Origin of the sequence: Eggerthella sp. AM16-19 (assembly GCF_003474385.1) — a bacterium.
Taxonomy (GTDB): domain Bacteria; phylum Actinomycetota; class Coriobacteriia; order Coriobacteriales; family Eggerthellaceae; genus Senegalimassilia.
Window position 1 is genome coordinate 22,854 of sequence record NZ_QUCY01000015.1, and the last position, 26,420, is coordinate 49,273.

The 26,420-nt window shown below is 59.4% G+C and carries 22 protein-coding genes; 17 read left to right on the forward strand and 5 right to left on the reverse strand.

Annotated features, from left to right (window positions below):
* Positions 1-22 precede the first annotated feature (22 nt).
* From DW178_RS07045 to DW178_RS07105, 13 genes are all read left to right on the forward strand, one after another.
* Positions 23-778 carry a MerR family transcriptional regulator gene (locus DW178_RS07045; RefSeq protein ID WP_118350302.1) on the forward strand — a complete coding sequence of 252 codons (756 nt, stop codon included), beginning with the start codon at positions 23-25 and terminating at the stop codon, positions 776-778.
* A gap of 109 nt (positions 779-887) precedes the next feature.
* Complete coding sequence (locus DW178_RS07050) at positions 888-1,895, forward strand: radical SAM/SPASM domain-containing protein (protein ID WP_286168571.1); 1,008 nt, start codon at positions 888-890, stop codon at positions 1,893-1,895.
* 29 nt (positions 1,896-1,924) lie between these two features.
* A complete protein-coding gene (locus DW178_RS07055) occupies positions 1,925-2,917 on the forward strand; it encodes an ABC transporter substrate-binding protein (RefSeq protein WP_118350304.1) in 993 nt (330 codons plus the stop codon).
* An 8-nt stretch (positions 2,918-2,925) separates the two neighbouring features.
* Positions 2,926-3,966 (forward strand): FecCD family ABC transporter permease, encoded by a 1,041-nt coding sequence (locus DW178_RS07060; protein WP_286168566.1) that lies wholly within the window; start codon positions 2,926-2,928, stop codon positions 3,964-3,966.
* Positions 3,953-4,726 carry an ABC transporter ATP-binding protein gene (locus DW178_RS07065; RefSeq protein ID WP_118350306.1) on the forward strand — a complete coding sequence of 258 codons (774 nt, stop codon included), beginning with the start codon at positions 3,953-3,955 and terminating at the stop codon, positions 4,724-4,726. The genes DW178_RS07060 and DW178_RS07065 overlap by 14 nt, the downstream gene beginning before the upstream one ends.
* Before the next feature lie 135 nt (positions 4,727-4,861).
* Entirely contained in the window at positions 4,862-5,773 is a 912-nt protein-coding gene (gene nrfD, locus DW178_RS07070) for an NrfD/PsrC family molybdoenzyme membrane anchor subunit (protein ID WP_118350307.1), read from the forward strand.
* Between the two features lie 16 nt (positions 5,774-5,789).
* On the forward strand, positions 5,790-6,200 hold the full coding sequence (locus tag DW178_RS07075) for a GntR family transcriptional regulator (protein WP_286168567.1): 411 nt from the start codon (positions 5,790-5,792) through the stop codon (positions 6,198-6,200).
* Positions 6,184-7,152: a slipin family protein gene (locus DW178_RS07080; protein ID WP_118350308.1), complete on the forward strand. Its 969-nt coding sequence runs from the start codon at positions 6,184-6,186 to the stop codon at positions 7,150-7,152. Before DW178_RS07075 ends, DW178_RS07080 begins: the two co-directional genes overlap by 17 nt.
* A gap of 411 nt (positions 7,153-7,563) precedes the next feature.
* On the forward strand, positions 7,564-8,334 hold the full coding sequence (locus DW178_RS07085) for a DmsC/YnfH family molybdoenzyme membrane anchor subunit (RefSeq protein ID WP_118350309.1): 771 nt from the start codon (positions 7,564-7,566) through the stop codon (positions 8,332-8,334).
* 21 nt (positions 8,335-8,355) lie between these two features.
* Positions 8,356-10,980, forward strand: coding sequence for a molybdopterin-dependent oxidoreductase (locus DW178_RS07090; RefSeq protein ID WP_286168568.1), 2,625 nt, complete (start codon positions 8,356-8,358; stop codon positions 10,978-10,980).
* A 24-nt stretch (positions 10,981-11,004) separates the two neighbouring features.
* The gene (locus DW178_RS07095; protein WP_118350310.1) at positions 11,005-11,583 is read left to right on the forward strand and encodes a 4Fe-4S dicluster domain-containing protein; all 579 of its coding nucleotides are present in this window, start codon (positions 11,005-11,007) and stop codon (positions 11,581-11,583) included.
* A 102-nt stretch (positions 11,584-11,685) separates the two neighbouring features.
* Complete coding sequence (locus tag DW178_RS07100; protein WP_118350311.1) at positions 11,686-12,438, forward strand: TorD/DmsD family molecular chaperone; 753 nt, start codon at positions 11,686-11,688, stop codon at positions 12,436-12,438.
* Between the two features lie 23 nt (positions 12,439-12,461).
* Positions 12,462-13,733 carry a radical SAM protein gene (locus DW178_RS07105; RefSeq protein ID WP_118350312.1) on the forward strand — a complete coding sequence of 424 codons (1,272 nt, stop codon included), beginning with the start codon at positions 12,462-12,464 and terminating at the stop codon, positions 13,731-13,733.
* An 88-nt stretch (positions 13,734-13,821) separates the two neighbouring features.
* Here DW178_RS07105 and DW178_RS07110 read toward each other — a convergent pair whose 3' ends face one another.
* Positions 13,822-15,795: an elongator complex protein 3 gene (locus DW178_RS07110; RefSeq protein ID WP_118350313.1), complete on the reverse strand. Its 1,974-nt coding sequence runs from the start codon at positions 15,793-15,795 to the stop codon at positions 13,822-13,824.
* Positions 15,796-16,291: 496 nt separating this feature from the next.
* Here DW178_RS07110 and DW178_RS07115 point away from each other — a divergent pair, with 496 nt between their 5' ends.
* Positions 16,292-17,485 carry a cysteine desulfurase family protein gene (locus tag DW178_RS07115; protein WP_118350314.1) on the forward strand — a complete coding sequence of 398 codons (1,194 nt, stop codon included), beginning with the start codon at positions 16,292-16,294 and terminating at the stop codon, positions 17,483-17,485.
* 4 nt (positions 17,486-17,489) lie between these two features.
* Entirely contained in the window at positions 17,490-18,389 is a 900-nt protein-coding gene (locus tag DW178_RS07120; protein ID WP_199669258.1) for a class I SAM-dependent methyltransferase, read from the forward strand.
* A gap of 59 nt (positions 18,390-18,448) precedes the next feature.
* Here the strand turns inward: DW178_RS07120 and DW178_RS07125 are convergent, their stop codons facing one another.
* The 4 genes from DW178_RS07125 to DW178_RS07140 all read right to left on the reverse strand — a co-directional run bounded on the left by DW178_RS07125 (position 18,449) and on the right by DW178_RS07140 (position 23,371).
* Positions 18,449-20,680: an ABC transporter permease gene (locus DW178_RS07125; RefSeq protein WP_118350315.1), complete on the reverse strand. Its 2,232-nt coding sequence runs from the start codon at positions 20,678-20,680 to the stop codon at positions 18,449-18,451.
* A 12-nt stretch (positions 20,681-20,692) separates the two neighbouring features.
* Entirely contained in the window at positions 20,693-21,562 is an 870-nt protein-coding gene (locus tag DW178_RS07130; protein ID WP_118350316.1) for an ABC transporter ATP-binding protein, read from the reverse strand.
* A gap of 85 nt (positions 21,563-21,647) precedes the next feature.
* Positions 21,648-22,700 (reverse strand): sensor histidine kinase, encoded by a 1,053-nt coding sequence (locus DW178_RS07135; protein ID WP_118350317.1) that lies wholly within the window; start codon positions 22,698-22,700, stop codon positions 21,648-21,650.
* The gene (locus DW178_RS07140) at positions 22,697-23,371 is read right to left on the reverse strand and encodes a response regulator transcription factor (protein ID WP_118350318.1); all 675 of its coding nucleotides are present in this window, start codon (positions 23,369-23,371) and stop codon (positions 22,697-22,699) included. The genes DW178_RS07135 and DW178_RS07140 overlap by 4 nt, the downstream gene beginning before the upstream one ends.
* Positions 23,372-23,921: 550 nt before the next feature.
* Here DW178_RS07140 and DW178_RS07145 point away from each other — a divergent pair.
* The gene (locus tag DW178_RS07145) at positions 23,922-25,145 is read left to right on the forward strand and encodes an ATP-binding protein (RefSeq protein WP_199669259.1); all 1,224 of its coding nucleotides are present in this window, start codon (positions 23,922-23,924) and stop codon (positions 25,143-25,145) included.
* Between the two features lie 280 nt (positions 25,146-25,425).
* On the forward strand, positions 25,426-26,031 hold the full coding sequence (gene thrH / locus DW178_RS07150; protein WP_286168570.1) for a bifunctional phosphoserine phosphatase/homoserine phosphotransferase ThrH: 606 nt from the start codon (positions 25,426-25,428) through the stop codon (positions 26,029-26,031).
* Positions 26,032-26,420: the final 389 nt, after the last annotated feature.

Genomic DNA, 26,420 nt, shown 5'->3' on the forward strand with positions numbered 1-26,420 from the left:
GGTTCGTGGGGTGAAGCAGGACATGGGAGAACAAAGCAGCCAAGACTTGATGACGGTTGGGGAATTGGCTTCGCGCGTCGGCGTGACGGTTCGAACCATCCAGTACTACGACCAACGTGGGCTGCTGCATCCTACATGCAAAGGGGAGCAAAATCTTCGCCTGTATTCCTCGTCTGACGTCGACCGTCTCAATCGCATAATCACGCTGAAATACCTAGGGCTTTCGCTTTCCCAGATTCAGGAGAGCGAAGGGAGCGACCCCGACGGTGAGCTGACTAGCGCTTTGGCGGAACGCGGAGCGGAGCTCGAGCGTGAAAGCGCGAGGATTCTTCGGGATATGAATGCGCTGCAGAGTTTGCGTGCGCATCTTGCTATGGCCGATCATGTGGATTGGAGCGAATCGGCATCCGCCGTTGGTAGCGTGCGGGATCGTGAGGACATGCTGTGGTCTGCCATCACCGGCGAATCGCTTGAGGGTTGCCCGATTCCCGAGTTATCTCGTGAAGAGGTTATCTGCTGGCATCAGCTGATGGGTGATACGATCGAGGCAATGCATGACGGCGTATTGGCAACCGATGAGCGCGCGCGAGCGCTTGCAATTCGTTTTTCCAGCTTAGGGGGCATGCCCCATGCCCTTGCTGGTTTGAAGCGTTTGGCAAACCAACGCAGCTCGGGGCCAAAACAATACGGTCGTGACTTTTATGCCGGCATTCAACGGCGTACACTGAGTTTTTTGCAAGACGCGCTCGATTGTTCTCGCTCTGATACGCGGGAATAGCTGCACAGGTACGCTTATCGTTGTATTGACGGCGACGTAACGTCGCTCGGTACCGTTTTCTCCTGCAGTGATAACTCAATCAGAGGGGGAGACGATGATCGTATCGTGGATGACCACGAATCGATGCAACTTGAAGTGCGTTCATTGTTATCAAGACGCAGACGAGTGCGATAACCGAGAGCTGTCGACCGAAGAAGCGCGCGCGATGATTTCCGACATTGCGCGCGCAGGTTTCAAGATCATGATTTTCAGTGGCGGTGAGCCGCTTATGCGTGATGACATTTTCGACTTAGTGGCTCATGCGGCATCATGCGGACTCCGCCCGGTATTCGGCAGCAACGGAACCTTGATCACGCAAGACGTTGCGCGAAAGCTGAAAGCGGCGGGTGCGTGCGCTATGGGCATCAGCATTGACAGCCTTGACGCGGAAAAGCATGACAAGTTTCGCGGGATCAACGGCGCGCATGCGGCAACGCTGGCAGGAATCGAAGCCTGCAAAAGCGTCGGCCTGCCATTCCAGGTTCACACCACTGTGGTTGATTGGAACCGTGACGAGGTGTGCGACATCACTCGGTTTGCCAAAGAATTGGGCGCGATGAACCATTCGGTGTTCTTTTTGGTGCCGGTCGGGCGTGGTAAGGACATTTCAGACGAAAGCATCGATGTTGAGCAGAATGAGCAGCTGCTTGCTGACATTTTGCGTGCCGGTTGTGATGCCGGCATCGAGGTTAAGCCTACGTGTGCGCCGCAGTTTATGCGTATTGCCGAGCAGATCGGTGTTCAAACGCGCTATACGCGAGGTTGCCTGGCGGGGCTGACGTACTGCGTAGTCGGGAGCGAAGGCATTGTGCGCGCGTGCGCATACATGACCGAAGATGCCGGCGACGTGCGCAAACAGCCGTTTGATGAGATTTGGCGTACCAGCCCGGTGTTTCAAGAGCTGCGCACGCAGGCGTATAAGGGCGCGTGTGGGGCGTGCGATTACAAGGGCGTTTGCGGCGGATGTCGCGCTCGCGCTGCGTATTACCATGATGGGGACATTTTGGGGCAGGACGATTATTGCGCATGGGGCATGAAGAGCGCAGCGCGGGATGCGTCCGGCGTGTCGGTTGCTTAGCGGGCAAAGCTGATCAAAAGGAGCAAGCAATGATCAAGGTTGCAAAAGGGGCCGTCACGCTTTCGTGTGTGTTGGCTGTGGGCGTAGGGTCGTTCTCTCTGACGGGGTGTGCGTCGCAAGGAACTCCCGTTGCTTTTGATGCGGGCGAAACGGAGACGTCGGCCATGCAAGGCGCACATACCTTTACCGATGATTTGGGCCGCGAAGTGACGGTTGCGTCGCATAATCGCGTGGTTGCCGGCATGGGCAGCTTCGCAAACGTGTGGGAGCTGGCGGGTGGTACGCTGGTTGGCGCGTCCGACGACGCTTTCTCCGATTACCACATTGCGTCGGATGCGCAGAAGATCGGCGATTTTTCTTCGCTTGATGCCGAATCGATCATCGCGCTCAACCCCGATTTCGTGATTTTGACAGGATCGAGCAGCGGCCGCGGCGGTGGTGTCGCGCAAACCGAGTTGGCCGATACGCTTACAGCGGCGAACATCCCCGTGGCGTATTTCAAGGTAACCACGTTCGATGACTATCTGCGCATGCTGCGTACATGCTGCGATATAACAGGTGACGAGCAGGCGTATGCGGAAAATGGTCAGGGCCCGGCAGATAGGATCGCCGAGATTTGCGCGAAGGCGGAAGGAAAACAAGCTGGCAGCGCCGTGGTGCTGACCACGTATTCGGGCGGTACGCGCGCGCAGTCTTCCTCGACGCAGACGGGAACCATGCTTGCCGATCTGGGTGCGCAGAACATCGCCGATTCCGATAAGGGCTTGTTGTCCGATTACAGCTTGGAGGCCCTGATTCAGGACAACCCGCAAACCATCTTCCTTCTGCCTATGGGTAATTCAGACGAGGCGGCGCAGCAGGCGCTTGCCGAGCAGACGACGCAGAACCCGGCATGGGCGCAGCTTGATGCGGTGAAGAACAATCATGTAGTGACGCTGGACCCGAAGTTGTTCCAGTACAAGCCGAATGCTCAATGGGATCAGGCGTATCAAGTCCTGTTCGACGCGCTGTACGGCGAATAGGTTGATTCGTGCGTAGGAATCGACTCAAAACGGTTGCGATGACGGATTGCGCGCGACGCCGCTTCCACATTATGTTGCTTGTCTTGCTGTTGGCGCTTGCCGGCGTGGTGTTCGCCGGTCTGGCGCTAGGGTCGTCGTCTGTTGGTGCGAACGACGTGGTTGCGTACGCTATGGGCAACGCGTCAGACATGGCTGTGAACGTGTTGGCGAACGTGCGCGTGCCGCGTGTCCTTGGGGGCGTGCTTGCCGGTGCGGCGCTTGCCGAGGCGGGCGCGCTTATCCAAGCAACGCTGAATAATCCGCTGGCCAGCCCAAACATCATCGGCGTCAACGCTGGATCCGGCCTGTTCGTTTTGCTGTTCGCATGCGTAGCTCCGCATGCACTGGGCGTGTCGGCAGCTGGTGCGTTTTTGGGCGCGCTTGCTTCGGCGTTGCTGGTGTTCTTCGTGTCGTTGTACGCGGGGGCCTCGCGCCTGACCATCGTGCTTGCCGGCATGGCGCTCACGTCCATATTCACGGCGGGAATGAACGCGATTCTCATTTTCAATCCGGATGCCTACGTGAACTCATCCGGGTTTTTGGTCGGAAGCCTTTCGGGCGTGATGGCGTCTGAGCTGGTGATTCCCGGGTGCGCGATCTGTGTCGGGCTGCTTGTGGCCGCAGGCCAGGGAACGCGTCTTAACGTCTTGTCGTTGGGGGATGAAGGTGCGCATGCGCTGGGGCTGAACGTGCAGCGAACTCGGCTGACATTGCTTTCACTTGCAGCGCTACTGGCGGGTGCCGCGGTTTGCTTTGCCGGGCTTATCGGATTCGTCGGGCTGGTTGTCCCCCATATCGTCCGCTTCTTCGCCGGCCATGATAATCGTCGCGTATTGCTGCTTTCACCTGTTGTCGGGGCCATCGTGGTGTGCGCGTGCGACACCGTTGCGCGCACGCTGTTCGCGCCGTTTGAGATCCCTGTGGGAATTTGCATGGCGCTGATAGGCGGCCCGTTCTTCATTTATCTGATTCTTCGTTCGCGGAAAGGAGAGGTCGATGGGCGATCTTGAGTTTGACGACGTCGTATTCGGGTACGGCAACAGCCTTTTGTTCGACGGCTTTTCCGCGTCGTTTCCGAAAGGGAGCATCAGCTGCATCGTCGGGCCGAACGGCTGCGGGAAATCAACGCTTGCGAAACTTGCCATGGGGCTGGTAAAGCCGACGTCGGGGTGCGTGCGCGTTGCCGGGCGCGATGTGTCGTCGCTGGCTGCTCGCGATCGAGCGCGTCTTTTAGGCGTGTTAGTGCAGCAGCAAGAGGTGCCTATAATGACGGCGCGCGAGCTGGTGGTGTGCGGAAGGTTCCCGTGCTGCGGATCGTTTTCGCGCTTGAGCAGGGCAGATGAGGAATGCATCGATGAGGCGCTTTTGCTTGCCGGCGTGTCTGAGCTGCGCGATCGTTCGCTGCAGAGCTTGTCGGGCGGGCAGCGGCAGCGCGTGCGCATGGCTATGGTGCTGGCGCAAGATACGCCGACCGTGCTGCTTGACGAACCGACGTCGTTCATGGACGTGGCGGCGTGTTTCGATATGGTGCGGCTGATTCGCCAGGTTCGGCAGCGCGGCAAGACGGTTATCGCGGTGATTCACGATTTGAACTTGGCGCTTTCGGTTGCTGACCAGGTGTTCGTGATGGAGCGAGGGCGCTTAGCTGCGCAGGGCGAACCGGCGGATGGCTGCGTTCGTGCTGCTATCGAGCAGTCCTTCGGCGTGCGCTTGGAGCACGTGCAGACAAGTTACGGCACAGCCTGGGTTCCTTTCGAGTTGCGTGAATGAATCTGCCTCCGCGGCGTTCTGGCTCGCCATCTTTTAATAGGTGGCGAGCTAGAACGCTATGGGCACATTGGCTCATATAGTTGTGAATTGTCGTGCGACAGTGATATTCTTGCCGTGTTCAAGAAAGGCGGGCGCATGACATTTAGCGGGCTGATAGCGGTATATCTATTCCTGGGCGGAACATCAGCGGGCGCATATGCTGTGTTGGCAATGCTGGATGTTGCGTGCACTATGTCGATATGGAATAGGCATGGTGGGCGTAATAGGACTTCTCATGCGCCGAAAATTTTGTGTGAATCAACATATCAACGCATAAGGAGAATCGTGTATGGCGCGACGCTCTGCATTTTGATGCTGGGAGTGTTGTGTCTGATCGCTGATTTAGGTCGACCGGATGCGTTTTATTACTTGTTACTATATCCAACAAGCAGCTTGATTTCGATTGGTGCGCTCGCGCTGTCGCTGTTGATGGGAAGTTCGTTGGCGGCTTTCTGCGATGCGGCGTTTTCGCTGGGAGCGCACGTGCGGCGTGCGCTGTGGGTCCTAAAAGCCGTGGGCATCCCCGTCGCGTTCGTGGTTATGGCATACACGGGAATGCTGCTGAAAAGCGTTGTCGCTGTGAAATTCTGGCAGACGATGTGGCTCCCGGTGCTATTCGTTCTGTCTGCGCTTTCGTGCGGCTGTGCGGTGATAATGTTTGCTATATGCTCATGTGAGGATCGTCGGGCCGTGCGGCAATGGGATGTCAAATTGCTGCGCTTTGATTTCGTGTTCGTGGTGCTCGAGCTCCTCGTGACGATACTGCTGTTTGCAAGCCTTGCCCCGGTAGCGAGCGCCGATATGCTGACAGGTAGACATTCGCAGCTATTTTGGGGCGGCTTTGTCTTATGTGCGCTACTATTACCGATAGTGATTGAAATGTTTTCCCTGATGAGTGGGCGACATTTGAGTGCTCCGGCAACGGCGTTCGCGTCGGTGCTCGTGCTTGTAGGAGGGCTATGCTTGCGATTGGTAATGGTGGCTGCAGGTGTGCAGCCCCTGGTGTGAGACGGAAAGATTACGCGTGAAAGCGACAAAGGAAACGCCTTCGTTCGAATTTGACGAAAACAGCGACTTACCGCTGTGGGTTCAGCTACGAAACCGAATGGCATACCTCATTACATCGGGATTTTATAAACCGGGCGACAAATTGCCCACGGTGCGTAAGTACGCTGCCGATTTGCGCATTGCATACAACACGGTAAGCAAAGCGTACATGGGGTTGGAGCGCGATGGGTATGTGGCGACAGTTCGGGGCAGTGGCGTGTTCGTGAATGAACCGGGCGGCAATCAAAAAGGGGATGCGCAGGTCAATGCGCTCGCCGAAGATTTCATCAAAAGCTGCCTGGAGCAAGGAATGGCGTATGAAGACATCCCGAAACTGGTGTCTGCGTGTGTGAGGAGGATGAAAAGGGGCCATGAAAACCAGAAATAACGGCGAGAGGCTCGTTCCGGGGCAAAAAGATACGTATCGACGTTCTGAGATGGAATTCGGTGTTGCAGCCGACGCGTATCGCTCCGACCCTACGAAAAGAGCGACGCGAAATGGCGCTGTGATGATAACGATAGCCTTGGCTATCGTTGCATTTGCGTTGATGTTGGGAGCATCTGTGGTCTTGGCGTCCGGTTTGACGCTTACGGGCATTCTGCTTTCCACAGTAGTTGGCCTTGCTGTGCTTTCGTCGGTGCACGTCTGCATGGACTGGGAGCGTGCCGTGATCATGCGCCTGGGTCGATTTAATCGGCTTGCGGGCCCGGGTTTGTTTTTCACCATCCCATTGTTTGAATTCTGCACGTTGCGCGTTGATCAGCGCATGAATGCAACTCCGTTTGGCGCCGAAGAGGCGCTGACTAGTGATTTGGTGCCGCTTGACGTCGATGCCGTGCTGTTTTGGGTGGTTTGGGATCCCGAAAAGGCTTGTACTGAGGTCGAGGATTATCACTTTGCCGTAGCGCTTTCCGCGCAAACGGCATTGCGCGATGCCATCGGTCGCGCATCGTTGTCGAATGTGGTTATGCGTCGTCATCAGCTTGATCAGGAACTGCGTGAGGCTGTTGAGGAAAAGGTATCCGATTGGGGTATCTCTATCGTTTCGGTTGAAGTGCGCGACCTAATCATCCCCAAAGAGCTGCAGGGAGTTATGTCGTTGGAGGCTCAGGCGGAATGCCGCAAGAGCGCACGCATCACCCTTATGGAAGCGGAGCGCGACGTTTCTGAGATTCTTGATGAGGTTGCGCAAACGTATAACCATGACGAAGTGGCGCTTGCGCTGCGCAAGCTGCATTTGACGTACGAGGGCATGCAGGATAACGACAGTACGCTTGTAGTGCCAAGCGCATATAGCGAGGGCTTTAACGTAAAAGCCGATGAAAGCAAATCGCTATAACTCCTTACTTACTTCCTTGGCCTGCTTGGTTGGGGCTGGCTGTGTGACGGCGTGTGCGACAGTTATGTAAGAAAAGATCGAGGGTCTGTTGTCCGACGGGCGGTATCTAAGGTGTAAATTACCAGGTCGATTACGCTTTTAGCTGACTGGTTGAGATAATTGCTATTCTCAAAATAAAATAAATACACTACGAAATTGTCGTGCGACACTATTGATTGTCTCACGACAATTTTGCTATAAATGCGGATGGAGGGTTCAGCTGATTTCCGACAATCATATTCAGCCTCCTGTTTTCTTCGTGCGTATTCGCATATCTCGCGGAAAAAGCAGGAGAACGCAGAACGTGCGGGCGAGGTGCGTTTTGCGAGAGGCGCGTCCTACTGCGGGCGCAAGGAAATAGAGGAGGGAAACATGGGTCTCGAATCCCTGTTTGCATTCACGCTGCTGGGAGGTATGGCTGCGGGTGCGTACGTGTTTGAAACGTGCTTTGCCCGTAAGCGCTCGGGCAATCGCCCCTGGCTTTTGCCCCTGGTCGTAGTTGCTTTGTTCGCCATCGGCATGATTGCCGCTTCTACGCATGTGCAGAGCATCCCGCGTGCAATGGGCTCGTTGACAAGCGGAACCGTTAACTTTGCGTCTGGCATGGTGCGCGAGGTTGCCGTTTCCGGCGTGTTCTTCGTGCTGGCTCTTATCGACATGATTATCGCGTTCGTGAAAAAGGACAGCCCCTTTGCGCTGCGCGTGGTGACGGCCGTGGTTGCCGTGGCATGCATGGTGCTTATGGGCACTGCGTATATCGACGTGTTCGGCAATGCGGTGTGGACGAACGCTCCTGCTACCGTGCTGAGCTTTGTGGCTGGTGACCTGGCCATGGGTTTGGGCCTGTGCGCCGCGCTTGGTGCTGCGAATCTGTCTGAAAAGCCCGTTGCATACACGATGATTGCTGTTGACGTGGTGCTGGCCATCGGTCTGGCGCTTGAGGTTGCGGTCTTTTCGGCTGTTGGCATAAGCCCGGTTATGCAGGTGGTCGGCCTGGTGGTTGCGCCTGTCGCTTCTGCTGTGTTGACGCTGATGGCTTCCAAATTCGCAAACAAGCAGACGCTTGCGATCGTCGTGTGCGCTGCTCTGGTTATCGGCGTCGCCGTCGCCCGTTACGCATTTTACGCGACGTGCGCGCTGTAAGGAACGAAGGGGGATATAACCGTGAATTCCAATAACATTTCCCGTCGAGGTTTCCTGGGCGCTTCTGCCGTCGTCATGGCGGGTGTGGCCGGCCTGACCGCAACTGGTTGCTCTGCGGAATCAAGTCTCGAGGCCGTCGACAAGCACGAGCTGCCTGTCGATCCGGCAAAGGGTGGCGAATGGATTTCCGCAGCCTGCTGGCACAACTGCGGTGGCCGCTGCATGAACAAGGTCATGGTCAAGGACGGCGCCGTTGTTCGTCAGAAGACTGATGACACGCACGAGGATTCCATTGAGTATCCGCAGCAGCGCGGTTGCGTGCGCGGTAAAACCCAGCAGCAGCAGTGCTTCGGCGCTGACCGTATTCTTCATCCGCTCAAGCGCAAGGGTTGGCAGCCTGGCGGTGGCGAGAAGTCCAACGGCCAGATGCGTGGCAAGGACGAGTGGGAAGTCATCAGCTGGGACGAAGCCATTAAGCTTGCATCCGAGGAAATCAAGCGCATTTCCGACGAGTACGGCCCCACGGGTTTTTATTGCAAGGCGAACAACACCACGCTCAATGTCCTTTCCGGTTACGTGCGCGGATGGGATACCACGTCGCATGGCACGTATACGCTTGACGTGACGAAGATGGGTCTTCCGACTACGGACTGCGGTACGGGTGATGCGGATACGGCAAACGATCGCTTTGACCTTGAAAACGCCGAGTACATTATCATGTGGTCGTCCAATCCTGCTTGGTCTGCCGCCGGTACGCCTATCAACTATTGGATGGCTGCGCGCGACAAGGGCACCAAGTTCGTATCCATCGACCCGCTGTACAACGCGTCCGCCCAGATGCTTGATGCTGAGTGGGTTCCCGTTCGCACCGGCACGGACATGGCGCTTATGTTCGCTATCGCCTATGAAATGCTTCGCCTTGACGAGGAAAAGGGAGGCATCATCGATTGGGACTTCATCCATAAGTACACGGTTGGTTTCGACTCCGAGAGCATGCCTGAGGATAAGACCATCGATGAGAACCTTAAGGACTACATCCTTGGCAAGTACGACGGCACGCCTAAGACGCCGGAATGGGCAGAGCCGATCTGCGGCGTGAAGCCTGAGCAGGTCACCGAGCTGGCTCAGATTATGGCAAAGAGTAACAAGGTCATGATTCTGCACAACTATGGTATGGCTCGCTGCAACGGTGCCGAAATGCTGCCGCAGCTGTTGATCGCCTTGGGCGCCATGGGCGGTCATATGGGCAAGTCCGGTCATGCAACGGCTAGCGCATATCACGCAAACGCCGGCAATGGCGGTGCTCGACTGATTTCCGCCGGTGCCGCAAAGATGCCGAAGACGACCAATCCGGTTACCACGGGCGTTCGCCAGCCTCAGATGTATGAGATCATCAAGAATGGCGGCGGCCACACGCAGGACGTTTCCAATGCGTACGGCTCCTTCCACAAGCCTAATCCTACGGAGCTTGGTCCCATCAAGTGCATCTATCATATGACCGATGCCGTCCTGCAGACGTCTTTGAACCAGAAAGAGGGCATCGAGGCCCACCGCGCGGTTGACTTCGTGTTGACGTTGGCGCAGTTCATGACCACGAACGCTCGCTATTCCGACATCATTTTGCCGGTTACGACCGAGTGGGAGCGTTGCGGCGGTTTCGGCGACTACAACAACCGTGAATACCTGCCGTTCTACACTCGCGTGACGCAGCCGCTTGGCGAGGCGAAGACCGACCAGGAAATCGGCGAGCTGCTGATTGCGGGCGTCGGCAAGGATCCCAAGCTTGCTTATGGCAAGACCGAGGATCAGCAACTGTACGAGAAGATTGCCGGCTGCAAGGTCATGGGCGATGACGGTAAAATGAAGACGTTGGTCACGCTGACGGCCGATGATATCAAAAGCCTCAACGCCGAAGGCACGCCGCAGGAAGGCATCATCACGTTGAAGGAGCTGAAGGAAAACGGCGGTTATCAGTTCCCGCGCAAGCGCGGTGACAAGCACGGCCACATCGGCTACCAGAAGTTCGTCGATGATCCTGAGGCAAACCCGTTGAAGAGCAAGTCGGGCAAGCTGGAGATTTACTGCCAGGCTCGCTACGACCTGATGGCGTCGTTCGGCTTCCCTGGAATCGAACAGTACAAGCCGTACCCGACCTATGTCGTTCCGTGCACGGGCTACGAGTCCACGTTCAAGGACGGGAAAATCGGCGGCGAAAAGGGCGAGTATCCGTTCCTGATGTTCAACCCGCACTACCTGCGTCGTTCGCATACCGTGTTCGACAACTGCCCGTGGCTGCGCGAGGCGTGGGCAAACCCGGTGTTCCTGGCTCGTAGCGATGCGGAGAGCCTGGGCATCAAAGACGGTGACACGGTGCTGCTGAGCTCGCCGTATGGCAAGGGCCTGCGCAACGCTGCCGTTATGGACGTGTTGATGCCTGGCATGGTCGGCGTGCCCCATGGCGCATGGGTTGACGTCGATGAAGAGACCGGCATCGATATGGCTGGCTCCGACAACTATCTGATCGGTAGCGAGTACAGTGGCATGGGCGTGTCTGGTTACAACAACCAGATCTGCAATGTCGAGAAGTACACCGGCGCTTCGCTTGGCCGCGACTGCGACAAGCCGGCTCGCTGGAGTGCAAACTAGAGCTGCGGAAGAGGAGAGTGAATCATGAGCGTTGGATTCTATTTGGACCAAAGCCGCTGCACTGGTTGCCGCGCTTGTCAGGTTGTGTGCAAGGACAAGAACCGTCTTGAGGTTGGCACGCTGTATCGCGAGGCGCATTCCTACACGGTTGGCGAGTTCCCGAAGGTGCAGGGCTTTAGCTACACGTTTAGCTGCAATCACTGCGAGGACCCTGTTTGCCTGAAGAATTGCCCGACGGGCGCCATTTACAAGGCTGCCGACGGCACGGTGATTCAGGATCAGAGCAAGTGCATCGGCTGTCGCATGTGTGTGATGAGCTGCCCGTATGGCCAGCCGAAGTACTTCCCGGAAAAGGGTGTTTCCGGTAAGTGCGACGGCTGCTATGGCCTGCGTCAAGAGGGCTCCCAGCCTGCTTGCGTGGCTGGCTGCCCGAACCGTGCGCTTGATTTTGGCGACATGGATGAGCTGCGCGCGAAGTATGGTAGCGACTTGGATAACGGTAGCATCGTGGTGCTGCCCTCGCCCGAGGAAACGCATCCGAACGTCTTGATTAAGGCGAAGGACTGCGCGTTTAGCCAGGAAGCGCGTGAGCTGACCTGGTAATAGGTTGATTGCCGCCGCATCGCGCTGTTTGCTCGATGCGGCGGTTTTGTTTCAGGTTCGTTGTGCCGCGCCCTGGATGGCGACGGCGCAGAAGGAGCGGGGATGGACAGCAAAGACGAGGAAAATCGCATTGCCATGACGCTGGCACGCCGTGCGTATTTATATGGCGCCTTTCATGTGGTGTTCGGCGGCGGAGTGCATGAGGCGTCAGCTGCGCAGCTTTTCGGCGAGAGCACGGCAGGCGCGTTGACGTGGCTTGCCGGTAAGGTGGCCGCTGATGAGGGGCTTTCGGAGAAGAACGTGGGCCTTTCCCTCCGCACGATGACCGAGTGCGTTGCCGAAGCGGTTGCGTGCGTGGGTGAACATAGCGAAGGGGATGCGGTTTCCAAGGCGACAGTGGCCATGGAAGAAGATTTCCCCACGTTGTTTCAGGTTCCTGGCGATAGCTACGTTCGACCCTGGGAGTCTCCGTATACCAGTACCGACGGCATGCTGTTTAGGGGAAGCACGCTTGATGTTCGGTCGTTCTATCATCAAGCGGGTTTCAGGCTACAGGCCGAGCAGCATTTTCCCGACGATCACATTTCCGCGATGATGGATTTTATGGCGCGTATGAGTCAGTGCGTTTATGAGGCGTATGCTGACGGACGCGATGAGGATGCGGCGAAGACGCTTCGTACCCAGAGCGACTTTCTGCGGAATCATGTGCTGACGTGGGTCGATGCGTTCGCTGATGAGGTGATTCGCAAAGATATCCGTGCGTATTACGCTGCGTTTGCAGGTGCTATGGCGGCGTTTGCGCATGTTGACGCTGCGCATGTTGAGAAGTTGGCGACGGAGCTTTCGGCTGAGTAGCGTTTTGCTTTAAGGGGGGATTTGTGGATATTCGCGAGTATGCACAGGCGTTTGATCAGGTTGAGCACGACTATGAGGATGCGGTTGCTGCGTTTGGAATCCCCTTTGAGGTGGCGGAGTCGTGCCCGCGCAAGCGGCGTTCGCAAACGGCGGCGATGTGTGGTTGCCATTGCGAAAACGGCGGCGGGTCACTATGGCATGGATGGATTTCACCGGCATGCTTGGCGTGCCGCACGGGCGAGCGCACGGCTACGTTTTTCGTTGATTTGCGTTGCACGCGACATTGCTATTTCTGCTTCAACCCGAATCAGGATCGCTACGAGTACTTCTTGTCGCACCGTCGGGATATCGTGGCCGAGCTTGAGCAGGCTGCTGCAGTTGGTGCCCAGTTCGATTGCCTGGCGATAACGGGTGGCGAGCCGCTTTTGCATAAGGAGTCGGTTGTCGCGTTCGTGAGGCGTGCAAAGGAACTGTATTCCGACGTGCATATCCGCCTATACACGTGCGGTGACTTGCTGGATGATCCGTGCTTGGATGCGTTAGCTGATGCGGGACTTGATGAGGTACGATTTAGCATCAAGCCTGAGGATGTCGCGCGCCCCGATGCATCCGTGTTTGGGCGAATCGAGGCTGCCGTTTCGTCGCTGCCCGATGTGATGGTTGAGATGCCGGTGATCCCCGGCACGCTTTCCGAGATGCAGGAGCTGCTTGTGCGCTTGGACGACATGGGCGTGCGTGGCGTGAACCTGTTGGAGTTCTGTTTTCCGCTGTGCAATGCGGAAGCGTTTCGTGATCGTGGGTTTGAGCTGCGCAAGCACCCTTTCAACTACTTGTATGACTACTGGTACGGCGGCGGTGTCCCCGTTGCGGGTAGCGAGGCTGAGGCGTTGACGTTGATGGAATATGCTGTGCGTGAGAGCTTGCTGCTTGGTGTGCATTATTGCAGTTCCGACAACAAGAATACGGGGCAGGTGTATCAGCAGAATAAGGTGTTCACCTGCGACGATGGGGTGTGGGCGCATTATCCGTGGCTTGAGGCCGACGAAGGCGACCGCTTGCTGAGATGCGCGAAGGCGTTTGGGGCCGATGCGGCGTGCGTGCGCGACTGGGCGCGTGCGGCCGGTGTGCCGTGTTCGTTTGACGAAGGAGTCCCGAGCGCCGCGATTCCGTTGGGCAGCGTTGCGGCGTTGCGCGAAATGTGTCCCGGCGTCGCGCTTGCGGAAAGTGCGAACGTATTCGAGCGCCGCGAAACTGGCGAGCTGTATCTGCGAGAAGTGGGCGTTCGCGAGATGTGAGCCGCGACATGCGGAAGTTAGCGGGCCTCCGCATGCGATCAAAGACAGCGGTCTTGCAGGGCGAAAGCGTCGATGCCCGCCTTGCGTCTTATAGGCTGCGTTGCTGGTACAGCCCGCTGTCGGCGAATCCTTGCTTGCGGTAGTAGCCGCGTGTGCCGATGGCGCTGATCACGTTTATGGCGGTGTAGCCGTTGTCGCGGGCTATATCGCAGGCTCGCTCGATGAGCATGCGGCCGAGACCTCGGTGCTGGGCGTTTTGGCCACCTTGATGCAGGCCGGCAACGCGTCCGTATACATGCACCTCGCGAATCATGGCCTCGCCGGCATCGATAGGCAGGTCAGCGACGTGTGCGCCGACGTAGTCGGCATTCGGCATGGATAGGCGCAGAAAGCCTGCGATGCGGTTGTCGGGCGTTGTCCACTGCAGGAACACCTCGTGGGTGTTCGTCGTTTCGTAAGCGATTTCCGAAAGTGAGAACTCGTCGCTTGCGGCGGCTCCGAAGGCGATTTCGCGGGAGCGGATCTCCTGCACCGGTTGGGGTCGTTTCGCGAGTTCCAGGTCGACCAGCTGGCGCAGGTTCACTTTCTTGTTGCCGGTCATGATGTCGTGTGCCGAGATGTCGCGGATCATGCGCGATATGCGCGTGAACGGCGGCGTGACCAGCACGTCTTCGGCTAGCAGGTTGACAAGCTCCTGCTCGGTGTAGGGGCGCCAGCTGCCGTCGCGCCAATGTGCGACCAGCCCCGTGCCGTCCACAAGCGCGCAGGGGTACAGCTTGATCTCGTCGGGCTTGAAGGCGGGATGCTCGACCATGCGCCGATAATCGGCGGCGTCGCTCTCGGGCGTTGCGCCGAGCAGGTTCGTCATGAAGTGCGCGTGCGTTTTGAAGCCGAAGATACGGGCAAGCTCGAAGGCCTGCTGCATGCGATCGGTGCCGATGCCGCGATGGTTTGCCGCAAGGATGCGCTCGTCCAGGCTTTGGATGCCCATTTGCAGCTTCGTGCAGCCGAGGCGGCGCAGTGTGGCCAAGCGCTGCGGCGTGACGGCGTCGGGACGCGTTTCCACCACCAGGCCCACGCAACGGTGCTCGGCGGTTTCGTTTGCGCGTTGTAAGGCTTCTAGCTGGGAAAACGTTGCGGTCTGCCATTGCGCGGCAGCGGCCCAGCCGTTACGGGGAGCTGCATCTTGCGGGTCTTCAGGGGCGACCGATTCGGGGTCGGCCTTCTGCGTATCGCCGATTGTCGTGCAGTTTGCGAGAGCGTTGTCAGTCGTAGTGTTACGGTCATCCGTTCGGGTGCGCAAGCGGGAATCGTCCGCGCGGGTTCTGCAAGCGTATAGGTTTCGAACCGTTTCGTTGTAGGAGGCATCGCCGGCGGTGACGCGCGCTTGCGCTTCGGAGGCCCAGGCGGCAAGGTCGTCGCGTTCGCAGGCTATGCCGGCGTTTTGGTATTGCTCGCGGCGCGTTTCGGATTCACACTCTACCGTGGCTTCGCAGCCCATGTCGTTCAAGGCGCGGAACAGTTCGTGCATGTACCAGATTTGGTAGGCTTCGGGGTAGTCGCTCCACGTGCCGCCAAGCACGATGAGCTCGACCTTGTCGGTGACGTGCCCCATTTGGTGCAGCGTGCGCAAACGCGCGGTGACCTGCAGATACGGATCGAACCAGTTGCGCTCGGCTCGTTGGCAGGCTGGCTCGTCGTGCAGGTAGCTTTTCGGCATGCGCACGTCGTTGGGACAGTACAGGCACGCGCTCGAGCACGGCCAGGGCTTCGTGAGCACGGTGACGGTGGCCACACCGGATGCGGTGCGGCGGGGTTTGACCTGCAGCGTTCGCACAAGCAGGGCCTCTTCAGCGGGCGAAACGCCCCAGGTATGCCACTGTTCGGGGCGGTGTTCCTTCGCCTCCTGATAAAACGGCAGCAGCTTCTTCTTCGCCACATAGCGGACGGGGCCGGCCACCTCGCGGTTTCGGGCGCGGATGATGCGATCGAGTGCATCGGGGGCAAGCGGGGCGTTGGTTCGGCGGATCTCTCCGAGGATGTTCTGCAGTGTCTTTTCCATAGCCGGTATTGTACGGCATCGCGCAAAGGGGCGAAGGGGTGGTGCGCCTGTGTCAAGAAAAGCCGTGCAATTGTGCGCGGGTCGGCCGACGCGCAAACCGCCCCGGCTTTGTCTCATTACGCTTGGGCGTGTACGAAGCTGGGGACCAGGAATGCAACAGCTATGGTTGGGGAACAGAGTCGAGCGCGGGGCCTGATCGCGTGCTGGACGTGGAAGCGGCAAGAAACGCTTTGGGTTTTGGGGAGCGCTCGATATCGTCGCTTGCGCCGAAATGTCTACACATACGTGAAGGCCTTGCGGAACATACGCGGCGGTTCCATGCAAATGCTCGACGGGTTGGGGCTTAGATGATGCAGAGCGCTTATCGATGGTGTGTCAAAAAGGCTAATGACCAGGCATTATCCGCTTATCGAGAAATCAGTTCCCAAGTGATGTTGGCTTAGTGCCATTTAAACGGCCACGTTAGAATTAAGGAAAAGAACGAAACGAAGCAACGATGGGAATGCCCGTGGACAAGCCGCTTACATATCTGGACAACGCCGCAACGACGCCTCCTTATCCGGAAGTGCTTGCGCGCATGCACGAGGTCATGATGGATGGCTGGGGCAATCCTTCGTCGCCGCATGTGGTAGGGCGTCGCGCAAAGGAGATGCTTGAGGACAGTCGTGCGATCATCGCCGATGTGCTTGGCGTTGATGCTGATGAGATCTATTTCACTTCCGGGTCGACGGAATCGAACAATCTAGCCATACGCGGGGCGTGCTTGGCTCAGCGTGAGAATCCGGGCAAGATCATCACCTCCACGTTGGAGCATTCGTCGGTGACCCGAACCGTTCGCGGCATGCGACGCGATTTTGATTGGGATTGCCGCTACGTCGATGCGCCGGATGGCTGCTTCGACATGGAGCAGCTGGCCGAACAGTTGCAGGACGGTCCCACGTCGCTTATCTCGGTGATGCGCGTGCAAAACGAGACGGGTTGGATCTTCCCTATTCCTGAAATCGCGCAGCTGCGTGACGAGCTTGCTCCGGGCGTGCCGCTGCACTGCGATGCCACGCAGGCGTTTTGCAAGATGCCTGTCGACCCTCGCGAATGGGGCGTGCAACTGCTTACGGCGGGCGCGCACAAGATCGGCGGGCCGCGCGGCATCGGCATCCTGTATGTGCGGCGCGGCCTCCCCATGCATACCACCGCGTTCGGCGGCAACCAGGAGCGCGGTTTGCGTTCGGGCACTGAGCCGGTATTCCTTGCCGTGGGCATGGCGGAAGCCGTGCGCATCACGGCGGCGCATATGGAAACGGACATGGAATACGCGGCAAGCCTTCGCGAGCGCGCCATCGAGGGCTTGAAGCGCGAGATCCCCGATGTGGTTGTGCATGCGCCCGAAGGCGGAAGCCCCTACATTCTGAGCATCAGCGTGCCGGGTTTGCCCAACGCCGTGTCGGTGAAGTATCTGTCCGGTCGCCGCGTGTGCGTGTCGCGCGCCTCGGCGTGCGAGGAAAGTCACACCACCGTCGCGCCGGGCACGTGGCGTCCGAAGCATCCGCTGGCGCTGCAGGCGGCAGGCATCCCGCTTCGCGAGGGCAAGGAAACGCTGCGTGCAAGCTTCTTCCATCGCAATACTCCTGAAGATGTGGATCGCTTCGTTGCCGTGCTGGCGCAGTGCGCCCGAGAGATGCGCGAGTCGTAGGAATATGGAACTGCGTGGGGGCGCCAACCGCGGGCACGCGTTTGCAGTCGCAAGCAGCGGCGCAGCTTGCGCGGCCGATGCGGCTGAAGACCTTGTGGCGAGCGGTGGTGCGGCAAGGGGCGCCGAAGAGGTGCTGGCGCTGCGCTTGTGCGCGCTGACCGGCGAGTTTTATCGCGCGAACGCGGAATCGTTCTCGCAGACACGGCAGTCGCCATGGCAGGGCTGGGTGCGCTTGCTCGAGGTCATGGATGCGCGTGCAGCTGAGCGAGAGCTGCTGCGCGTGCTCGATGTGGCGTGCGGCAATCTGCGTTTCGAGCGATATTTGGCGGACGCCTTGCCTGGCAGGATGCTGTCGGGTTGGGCGGTGGACAATTGCGAGCCGCTGGTGGAAGCGGGGGAGCGGAGTGAGTTCGGGCCCTTGTCCCGAATAGCCTTCCAGAACCTTGATGTGATCGAGCGGCTTTCCGGCGGCCGCCTTCGGGAGTCGCTTGAGGCGCCGGACGCGTCCCGCGACCTGGCCGTATCGTTCGGGTTCATGCATCATGTGCCGTTGGAATGCTGGCGTGCGGAGCTTCTGCGCACGCTTATCGCGAAGGTGCGCCCGGGTGGGTTCGTGGCAGTGAGCTTCTGGCGATTCCTGAACAGCGATAAGCTGGCGGGGAAGGCGAAGGAAACCACGAGCCGTGCGCGTGCTGAGCTGGGGATTCCCGAGCTGCCGCCGAACGATTATCTGCTGGGTTGGCAGGACACGCAGGGGCTGTACCGCTATTGCCACCATTTCGACGAGCCGGAAATCGAGCGGCTGTTGGCGATGATGGCGGATTCTGCGGACCTCGTGAGCCGTTTCGAGGCAGATGGCAGGACAGGGAACTTGAACGAATACGTGGTTTTGCGCGTGAAGTAAGGGGCGGCCGCCATGCGAATCGTTCGCAGGCAACCGCCCTTTATCGTTTCGGTGTTCGGCTACGCAAGCAACTTCTTGCCTGCGCCGGAGATCACTGCCGATCGTGCAACCAGGTACGTCGACGCCAAGTAGATTGCATATACCGTAACTACCAGCGCGATGCCGATGGTAAGCGTGCCGGTAACAGCCCCCGCGCCCCAAAGCGATAGCAGGTTCTTGTACAGAAGGCTGATCGCGCATGCGGAATGGCAGCCTGCGACCAGGAGCGGAGCCACGAAATAGATGCCGATCTGCGTGCGCAGGCTTCGCAGCACCATGCTCCTGTCGCATCCGAGCTGGGCCAGCAGGCGATAGCGAGGGATACCATCCGCTATCTCGGAGAGTTGCTGAACGGAAAGGACCGCTGCGGTAGTCATCAGGAAGACAAACCCTATGTAGAGCGCCAGGTAAACCAAGAGCAGCTTAAGCCCCATGCTATCGGCGATAACGCCCTCGCTTGTGTAGTAGTAAGACGCCGGCCATGCGCCAGACTCGTAGGTCGAGCCCATCTCGGCATGCTCTTCGCTCGGGGGAACTGCCTTGCCGTACTCGGCCATCAGGTCTTTCATGGCCTGTTCTAGCGAGTCGCCAACCAGGTTGACGTTCAACTCGCTCATAGACGGTAGATCGCCGGCGGCGAACCTGTCAGCCGCCAATTCATCGGGAACAACCAGCACGGCGATCAGGCAGCTCATGTTGCTCACCTGGAGCGATTGCGAGACAACCTGCCCGGATGCGGTCAGCTCATGGCCGTCAACGGTGATGGTGCGCCCTTTCTGGCCAAGAGCCTTCGCGTAGTCGGCAGATTTATCGACCGTGTTGTCGACCAGGTACTCGTTGGGAGCAAGCTCGATCGGCTTTTCGCCTGTAAGCTGACGTGCGGCGTTGAACTGCGATAACGGCACGTACTGCACACCCTCGTCGGCCATGCTGGAGTTCTCGTCGGAGCCGATTTGGGCAAGTGTGAATCCGCACGCATCGACAAGCTGTCTTTCCGTCAAATCGTTCGCAAGCCACGTGTCCACCTGAGCCGAGCCGGTCACGCGCTCGTCCCAATCGGGAATGAGCGACTTCATATACGCGGCGGTGGAACCGCCGTTCGCCTGCCACAGGCTGTGGATCTCGTTGCGCTGGGCCTCGGCTTCCCGAATCGCGGCCGCCTTCTCCTCTTCCCCGCCATACTGGTCTGCCGGCACCGCTTCCATATCGGAGATGTCGAGCGACATCAGGTTCGCGCGGATGGATGCGTCGAACTGGGTGTTCTCCTCTAGCTGGTCGGAGAAGAGCGACGCCAGACTGAAGCCCGTGGAGAACACAACGATGCTAAAGAATAGAAGAACGGTAACCGCCCACAGCGATACGAACGCAGTGTTCACCTTCGCGGCGATTTGGCGCATGGTGAACATGGCAAGTCCCTTGAAATAGATGCTGCGCAGGCGCTGGATCAGCAGGATGAAGAACCCCGATGCCGACCAGAACAGGCCCAGCGTGCCGACGAGCATCAGCGCGGTTGCGGTGCGGAAGTGCTCGCCGAAGTACACGAGGCCGTCGAGGTTGAGCTCGGCATACGCCTTCGCCAGAATCAGGCACGACAGCACGAAGACAACGAGGCAGACGATGGGGTTGCGCACGGGCATGCGCTCGTTGCGGGAGTTGGCCGAAAGCAGCGTGGCAAGCTTGCAGCGCGAAATCTGCACGGCGTTGAACAGAGCGACCACAACGAAGATGAGCGCGAAGCACCCCAGCGTCAGCTCGGCGGACCGGGCGCTGAACAGCAGATGGTAGTCGCTGATAGCCACGCCGATGAGGCCAGCCGTGGCGAAGGCGATCGCTTGCGAAATCAAAAAGCCCAACCCAAGGCCCGCCAGCAGTGCGATCACGCCGACGATCAGCGTTTCCATCAGCACCACCGAAGAGACTTGGCGCGGGCTCATGCCCAGCAGCAGGTACGTGCCGAACTCCTTTTTGCGTGCCCGAACAACGAACCGGTTGGCGTACAGGACCAAAAAGCCCAAAACCACGGCGACGACGACGCTGAAATAGGTCATGACCTGGGCGAGGATGTCGAAAATGCTCTCACCGGACGCTAGAAACACGTTCGCGGCGCCTTCTTGGGCCTCGAACAGCACGCGGGAGTCCTCGATAGCGTTGAAGGCGTAGAACACCGCCACGCCCAAAGTGAGGGTAACGAAATACACAGCGTAGTCGCGCATGCTGCGGCGTACGTTGCGCAAGGCAAGTTTCATCAACATGATGGCCACCGCCTAGTTGCGCGGCTTGGCAGCGTGCGAGGGCGCGAATCCGACCGCGGGGGAGTCGCCCTGCTTGCCGGAAAGGAACGCCTGAACCTCGAGGATGCGCTGGTAGAAATCGGTTCGGGCGTCATCGCCGCGGCGCAGCTCGTTGAACAGCTTGCCGTCTTTGATGAACAGGATGCGATCGGCGTAGGAGGCCGCGACCGCATCGTGCGTGACCATCATGATGGTGGCATGCAGCTTTGCGTTCAATACCTCGAGGGTTTCAAGGAGGACTGCGGCGTTGCGCGAATCGAGCGCACCGGTGGGCTCGTCGGCAAGGACCAGCTTCGGGTCGGCGACGATGGCGCGCGCCGCGGCAACGCGTTGGCGCTGGCCGCCCGACATCTGGCGCGGGTATTTCCGCAGGACGTCCGTCACGCCGAGCATGTTCGCGGTGCTATCGACCTTCGCGCGGACGGCATCGGCCTTCTCGCCCTTGATGGTAAGGGCCAGGGCGATGTTCTCGAAACCGGTCAGGGTGTCAAGCAGGTTTGCGTCCTGGAAGATGAAGCCTAGGTCATCGCGGCGGAACTTGGAGAGCTGACGGCTGCGCAGCTGCGTGATGTCGAGCCCGTTTAGGATGATGTTTCCGCTGGTCACGGTGTCGATGGTGGAGATGCAGTTCAGAAGCGTGCTTTTGCCCGAGCCCGATGGGCCCATCACGCCGACGAACTCGCCTTTGCAGATGTCGAACGACACGTCGTCGAGCGCGCGCGTGACGGCCTCTCGCGAGCCGTACACCTTCCGAACGTCGCGCACGGAAAGCAGGACGTTGCGGCTGTCGGGCCGGCCCGCGTTCGCGATGCCTGCCGGTGGGGTTGCGGTAACTATGGTCATGGGGGATTCCTTTCTCTTTGATTCGGCATATCCCCATGATGCGGCGCTTGCGAAAACGGAGCCATCGAAGGGCCTTACCGCAATCTTACGATGTTGTAAGGTTGGCGGCCAAATCCATGCGCGTGCGGTCGATCGGGAAGGTCAGGGCAACGGTGGTGCCCGTGCCCTCTTCTGATGAAACGCGCAGGCCAAGGCCCATTCTTTCGCAGGCTACGGCGGCCAGGTGCAGCCCCATGCCCGTTGCCTTGTGGTGCGTGCGGCCCCGACTTCCCGTGAAGCCGCGATCGAACACGCGCGGCACATCGGCGGCAGGGATGCCGTCGCCGTCGTCGCTGATCGCTAGCTCGATGCAGCCGTCTTTCGTGCCCGCATCCTTCGCCCTGCCCTCGAAGCGGATGGTTTTCGCGCCGTACTTCGCCGAGTTCTCCAGAACCTGGCCGATGATGAAGTCGGTCCATCTCGCGTCGGCGAGCACCTTGAGTTCGTCGTCGATGGCGAACTCGAGCGAGACCCCTGCGCCGATGAGCGTGCGGGACCGTTGGCAGCACGCCTTGCGCGCGAGGGCCGCAAGGTTGAGTTCCTCAATGGAGAAGTCCTCGCTCAGCGTTGCCGAGCGCGCGTAGTAAAGCGCTTGCTCAACGCGTGATTCGATACGGTCGAGGTCGCCGCGTACCTTGTTGATTTCCGGCCCGTGAAGGTTCGACAGCGCAAGCTGCGCCGACGCGATGGGCGTTTTGGCTTCGTGGACCCATAGCTCGATGTAGTCGCGGTACTCCTTCATGTCGCGGGAACGCGCGGCAAGCTCGTCGGAGGCGGCTTTGCCTTGCACGGCGAGTGCGCGGTAGGCGACGGAGCTTTCGAGCGTGCGCGGCTCGTCCAGGATCGACGAGAGGTAGCGCGCGTTTTCGGGCGAATCGCAGAACAGGTCGAGCTGCTGGTAGAACTCGCGATCGCGCAAAAACCCCGCGGCAAGCGCGACGCAGGCGAACGCCGCTTCGCAGAAGGAAGCGAGCGCAATCGCGGAAGCGTTCGAGCCGGTGACGGCCATGATGCCTGCGATAACGGCAACTAGCGCGACCGCGCCGATCGCGAACCCGGCGTGCGAGCGGAGGTAGGCGCCGAAAGAGTAGGCGTTCATCGGACCACGTAGCCCAGGCCGCGGCGGGTGGTGATGAAATCATCGGGCACGCCTGCGGATTTCAAACTGTGGCGCAGGCGGTTCACGTTCACTGTGAGCGTGTTGTCGTCGACGAACGCGTCGGTTTGCCACAGCTCGTCCATCAGCTCGCTGCGCGAGATAATGGAGCCCGCATTCTCCATGAGGATGCGCAAGATCAGCAGCTCGTTGCGTGACAGCTCGACGGTTTTGCCGCGATACGACGCCTCGGCCCGCACGGGGTCGAGCGAGACGCCGCCGCGCTCGAGCCTCCCGCGCGCCGGGTCGGCGGACCCGCTGCGCGCGAGCGCGCGGTCGATGCGGGCGAGCAGCGCGGCGAGGCGATAGGGCTTGACCACGTAGTCGTCCGCGCCGACGTTCATGCTCATGACCTCGTCGAATTCGCTATCGGAGGAGGTCAGGACGATGATGGGAACGTTGCTTTCCTGGCGGATGGAGCGGCAGATCTCGTGGCCGTACGCGCCGGGAAGCGAAAGGTCGAGCAGGATGCAATCGGGGCATGCGGCCAAAGCCTCGCCCGCGGCGTTAGCGAACGACTCGCAGCAAAGGCATTCGTGCCCTTTAAGTTTGAGCATGCGCACAAGATTCTCCCGTAGGGAGGCATCGTCCTCGACAATGAACAACCGCGCCATCGGTCCCCTTCCATATCGAACGGATGAGCCGATGATAACGCAACGTCGCGGGTTGCCGGCGTTTCGTCATAAGCCTGACGCTTTGGGGACGTAGCGTTATCTGTCGGGGATGCGATTGCCTCATCGGGTGCCGTTCCCCCCCTTCGCTCGCGGCATTGGCCGGAACGTGGCGGGGGCGTGCGAGATTTCGCCCGCGTTTCCTTCTGCGTCGGTCGGCATCGTCGCCGCGGTTGTGCTTGCCTTGACTTGCCGGCGCTTGAATGCGCGGATGCCGCCATCTGGGATAACCGTCCTGGACCTGGTTGCGGGCATCGCGGGCGATTCGGCCTGTCGGGCAAAGCATCGTCCCTGCAGGTGCTTTCGTGTGCGGAAAATCCCGAATGGAAAGCCTATAAAATACCGAACGCGAAGCATATAATTTACCGAATGGAAAGCCTGTAAAATACCGAATGACAATAGTGTGGCGAAAGGTTTCACCATGTCGGATGCAAAAAAATTGACACCTGAAGGATATATGCCGCGGCTGGTGGAAAACCGTCTAGATGCCCTCATGGATTCTTTTGGCTGTGTGGAGATCAACGGCCCGAAATGGTGTGGGAAAACATGGACGGCCCGAACTCGATGCACAAGCATGACGAAGCTCGACGATCCGGCCGAACGCGAGGCGGCGGAAATGGATCCGTCGCTCGCGCTGATGGGCGATCCGCCTCATCTTGTAGACGAGTGGCAGGAGGTCCCCGAGGTTTGGGATGCAGCGCGACGCTTCGTTGACGATGCAGGAAATAAGCGCGGCATGCTGTTGCTCACTGGCTCTACGGCGCTTAAACCCGACGAGCGCGAAAAAGTTCGCCATACCGGAACCGGCAGGATCGCTCGACTTTCCATGCGTCCGATGGCGTTGTGCGAGTCTGGCGAAGGCGATGCGAAAGCATCGTTGCGTGCGCTTTTGGATGGCGAGGCGCTTCGTCCGGCTCGTAAGGAAACGGGGCTTGCGGATGTGGCGCGCTGGTGCTGTCGAGGCGGATGGCCGGCAAATATCGGGCTGTCGGATGAGGCGGCAGCGGAAACGGCTTCGCAATATATTCGATCCGTTCTGGACGTGAACGTTATCGAAGATGGCCGGTCGCCCGAAACGGCGTTGGCGCTGCTTCGGGCGTTAGCCATGAACGTAAGCCAGGCGGCAACGTACAAAACCCTGGCAAGGGACGCATCGGGCGGAGAATCGGGCCCTGACGTCGATACCGTTGCCGCGTATCTCGATTTGTTCGATAGGCTCAAGCTGACGGAGGGCTTGCATGGGTGGGAGCCGCCCATGCGGGCGAAAGCGCGTGTGAGGGTGAAGCCGAAGCGATATTTTTGCGACCCTTCGCTGGCGGCTGCGCTTCTCGGCGCAACTCCGCAGGCGCTTCTCCATGATGCGCAAACGCTGGGAATGCTGTTCGAGAACCTGGTCATCCGCGATCTGCGCGTCTTCCTGTCAACGTACGCGGGGCTTGGCAACGAGTTGCACTACTATCGCGACGACCAGGGGCTTGAAGTGGATGCTGTCGTTGAGTGCGGCGGTCGATGGGGCGGCGTTGAGGTGAAGCTTAGCGACGCGAAGGCCGACGAGGGCGCGGCAAGTTTGAAAAAGCTGCGCGATAAGGTGACGGCGAACCCTGTCGCGCGTAACGCGGAGCCGGCGTTTCTGGCTGTGGTGGTCGGTCGCGGAAACCTTGCGTATACACGCGACGACGGCGTAATGGTGATTCCCGCAGCGTTGCTGGGAGCGTAGGGAAGACGGCGGTCGGCTGCTTGCTTTGCGCTGCGGCAACGTCAGGCGGTTACGCTTGGCGTCGAAAGGATGGAGCCTTCGTCATTCCAGCAACGCGCCTGAAAGCCTGACGCCTTGGGGACGTAGCGTTATCTGTCAGCGGCGCGATTTCCCTATCGGGTGCCGTTTCCCCTTTCGCTCGCGGCACTGGCCGGAACGTGGGCGGGCACGCCGGCTGGTTAGCCTATGCTTATGCGCATAGAAGGCTTGCGAAAGCAACGGCAACGTGAAAGGAACCCTCATGGGAATGAATATCGTATGTCTGGACCTGGAAGGCGTGCTGGCATCGGAGATCTGGGTCGCGTTCGCGGAGAAGGCCGGCATCCCCGACCTTATGCGCACCACGCGCGATGAGCCCGACTACGACAAACTCATGAAGTTCCGCCTGGACGTGCTGCGCCGCCACGGCATGGGCCTGCCGCAGATCCAGGAAGTCATCGCCGACATCCAGCCCGTTCCCGGCGCCAAGGAGTTCCTGGACGACCTGCGCGCGCAGACCCAGGTGATCATCATCAGCGACACGTTCGAGCAGTTCGCCCAGCCTATCATGGAGAAGCTCGGCTGGCCGACCATCTTCTGCAACACGCTGGAAGTCGCCGACGACGGCACCATCACCGGCTACCGCATGCGCTGCGATCAGACGAAGCTGACCACGGTCCGCGCGCTACATTCCTGCGGTTTCGAGACCATCGCCTCGGGCGACAGCTACAACGACCTGGGCATGATCAAGGCGTCGAAGGCGGGTTTCCTGTTCCGCAGCACCGTCACCATCAAGGCCGAGCATCCGGAGATCCCCGCGTACGAGACCTTCGAGGACCTGTCTCGCGCCATCAAGGCCGCGCTGTAAGGAGGGTTTTGCGCGGAAGGGGCGTTGGCCCGCGTGGGGCGGAGGCCCCGGGCGCGTAGGGCCGCGCGTTTGAGATGCGTGCTTTTCGGGCGATTGATGCTGCGCATCCGAGGCGTTCGGATCGCTCGGGCAGATAACGCTACGCGCTCGAGGCGTTTGGGCTGTTCAGGGCTGGTTCCTGACAGATAATGCTACGTCCCCGAAGTGTCCGATCGAAGCGCCCGGCGGGTTTCGCGGGTTGACTTCGGACACTTAGTGCTATGTCCCCGAAGTGTCTGGCGGGTGCGTCTTGGGGGTTTAAGGGCCGTCGCTTGGAGCGTTCGCCGTTTTCGGCTTGCGCTTCGGGCGGCGGTCTTTTTTGCTTTGCGGCTTGTGTTTGTTCGGAGGGT

Coding starts and splice junctions, on each gene's coding strand:
- DW178_RS07045 (WP_118350302.1), top strand. CDS start 23: ATGGGAGAACAAAGCAGCCAAGACTTGATGACGGTTGGGGAATTGGCT.
- DW178_RS07140 (WP_118350318.1), bottom strand. CDS start 23,371: ATGGCGCGGTTGTTCATTGTCGAGGACGATGCCTCCCTACGGGAGAAT.
- DW178_RS07135 (WP_118350317.1), bottom strand. CDS start 22,700: ATGAACGCCTACTCTTTCGGCGCCTACCTCCGCTCGCACGCCGGGTTC.
- DW178_RS07050 (WP_286168571.1), top strand. CDS start 888: ATGACCACGAATCGATGCAACTTGAAGTGCGTTCATTGTTATCAAGAC.
- DW178_RS07095 (WP_118350310.1), top strand. CDS start 11,005: ATGAGCGTTGGATTCTATTTGGACCAAAGCCGCTGCACTGGTTGCCGC.
- DW178_RS07100 (WP_118350311.1), top strand. CDS start 11,686: ATGGACAGCAAAGACGAGGAAAATCGCATTGCCATGACGCTGGCACGC.
- DW178_RS07145 (WP_199669259.1), top strand. CDS start 23,922: ATGGATTCTTTTGGCTGTGTGGAGATCAACGGCCCGAAATGGTGTGGG.
- DW178_RS07120 (WP_199669258.1), top strand. CDS start 17,490: ATGGAACTGCGTGGGGGCGCCAACCGCGGGCACGCGTTTGCAGTCGCA.
- DW178_RS07055 (WP_118350304.1), top strand. CDS start 1,925: ATGATCAAGGTTGCAAAAGGGGCCGTCACGCTTTCGTGTGTGTTGGCT.
- DW178_RS07085 (WP_118350309.1), top strand. CDS start 7,564: ATGGGTCTCGAATCCCTGTTTGCATTCACGCTGCTGGGAGGTATGGCT.
- DW178_RS07130 (WP_118350316.1), bottom strand. CDS start 21,562: ATGACCATAGTTACCGCAACCCCACCGGCAGGCATCGCGAACGCGGGC.
- DW178_RS07115 (WP_118350314.1), top strand. CDS start 16,292: ATGGGAATGCCCGTGGACAAGCCGCTTACATATCTGGACAACGCCGCA.
- DW178_RS07080 (WP_118350308.1), top strand. CDS start 6,184: ATGAAAACCAGAAATAACGGCGAGAGGCTCGTTCCGGGGCAAAAAGAT.
- DW178_RS07110 (WP_118350313.1), bottom strand. CDS start 15,795: ATGGAAAAGACACTGCAGAACATCCTCGGAGAGATCCGCCGAACCAAC.
- thrH (WP_286168570.1), top strand. CDS start 25,426: ATGGGAATGAATATCGTATGTCTGGACCTGGAAGGCGTGCTGGCATCG.
- nrfD (WP_118350307.1), top strand. CDS start 4,862: ATGACATTTAGCGGGCTGATAGCGGTATATCTATTCCTGGGCGGAACA.
- DW178_RS07125 (WP_118350315.1), bottom strand. CDS start 20,680: ATGTTGATGAAACTTGCCTTGCGCAACGTACGCCGCAGCATGCGCGAC.
- DW178_RS07065 (WP_118350306.1), top strand. CDS start 3,953: ATGGGCGATCTTGAGTTTGACGACGTCGTATTCGGGTACGGCAACAGC.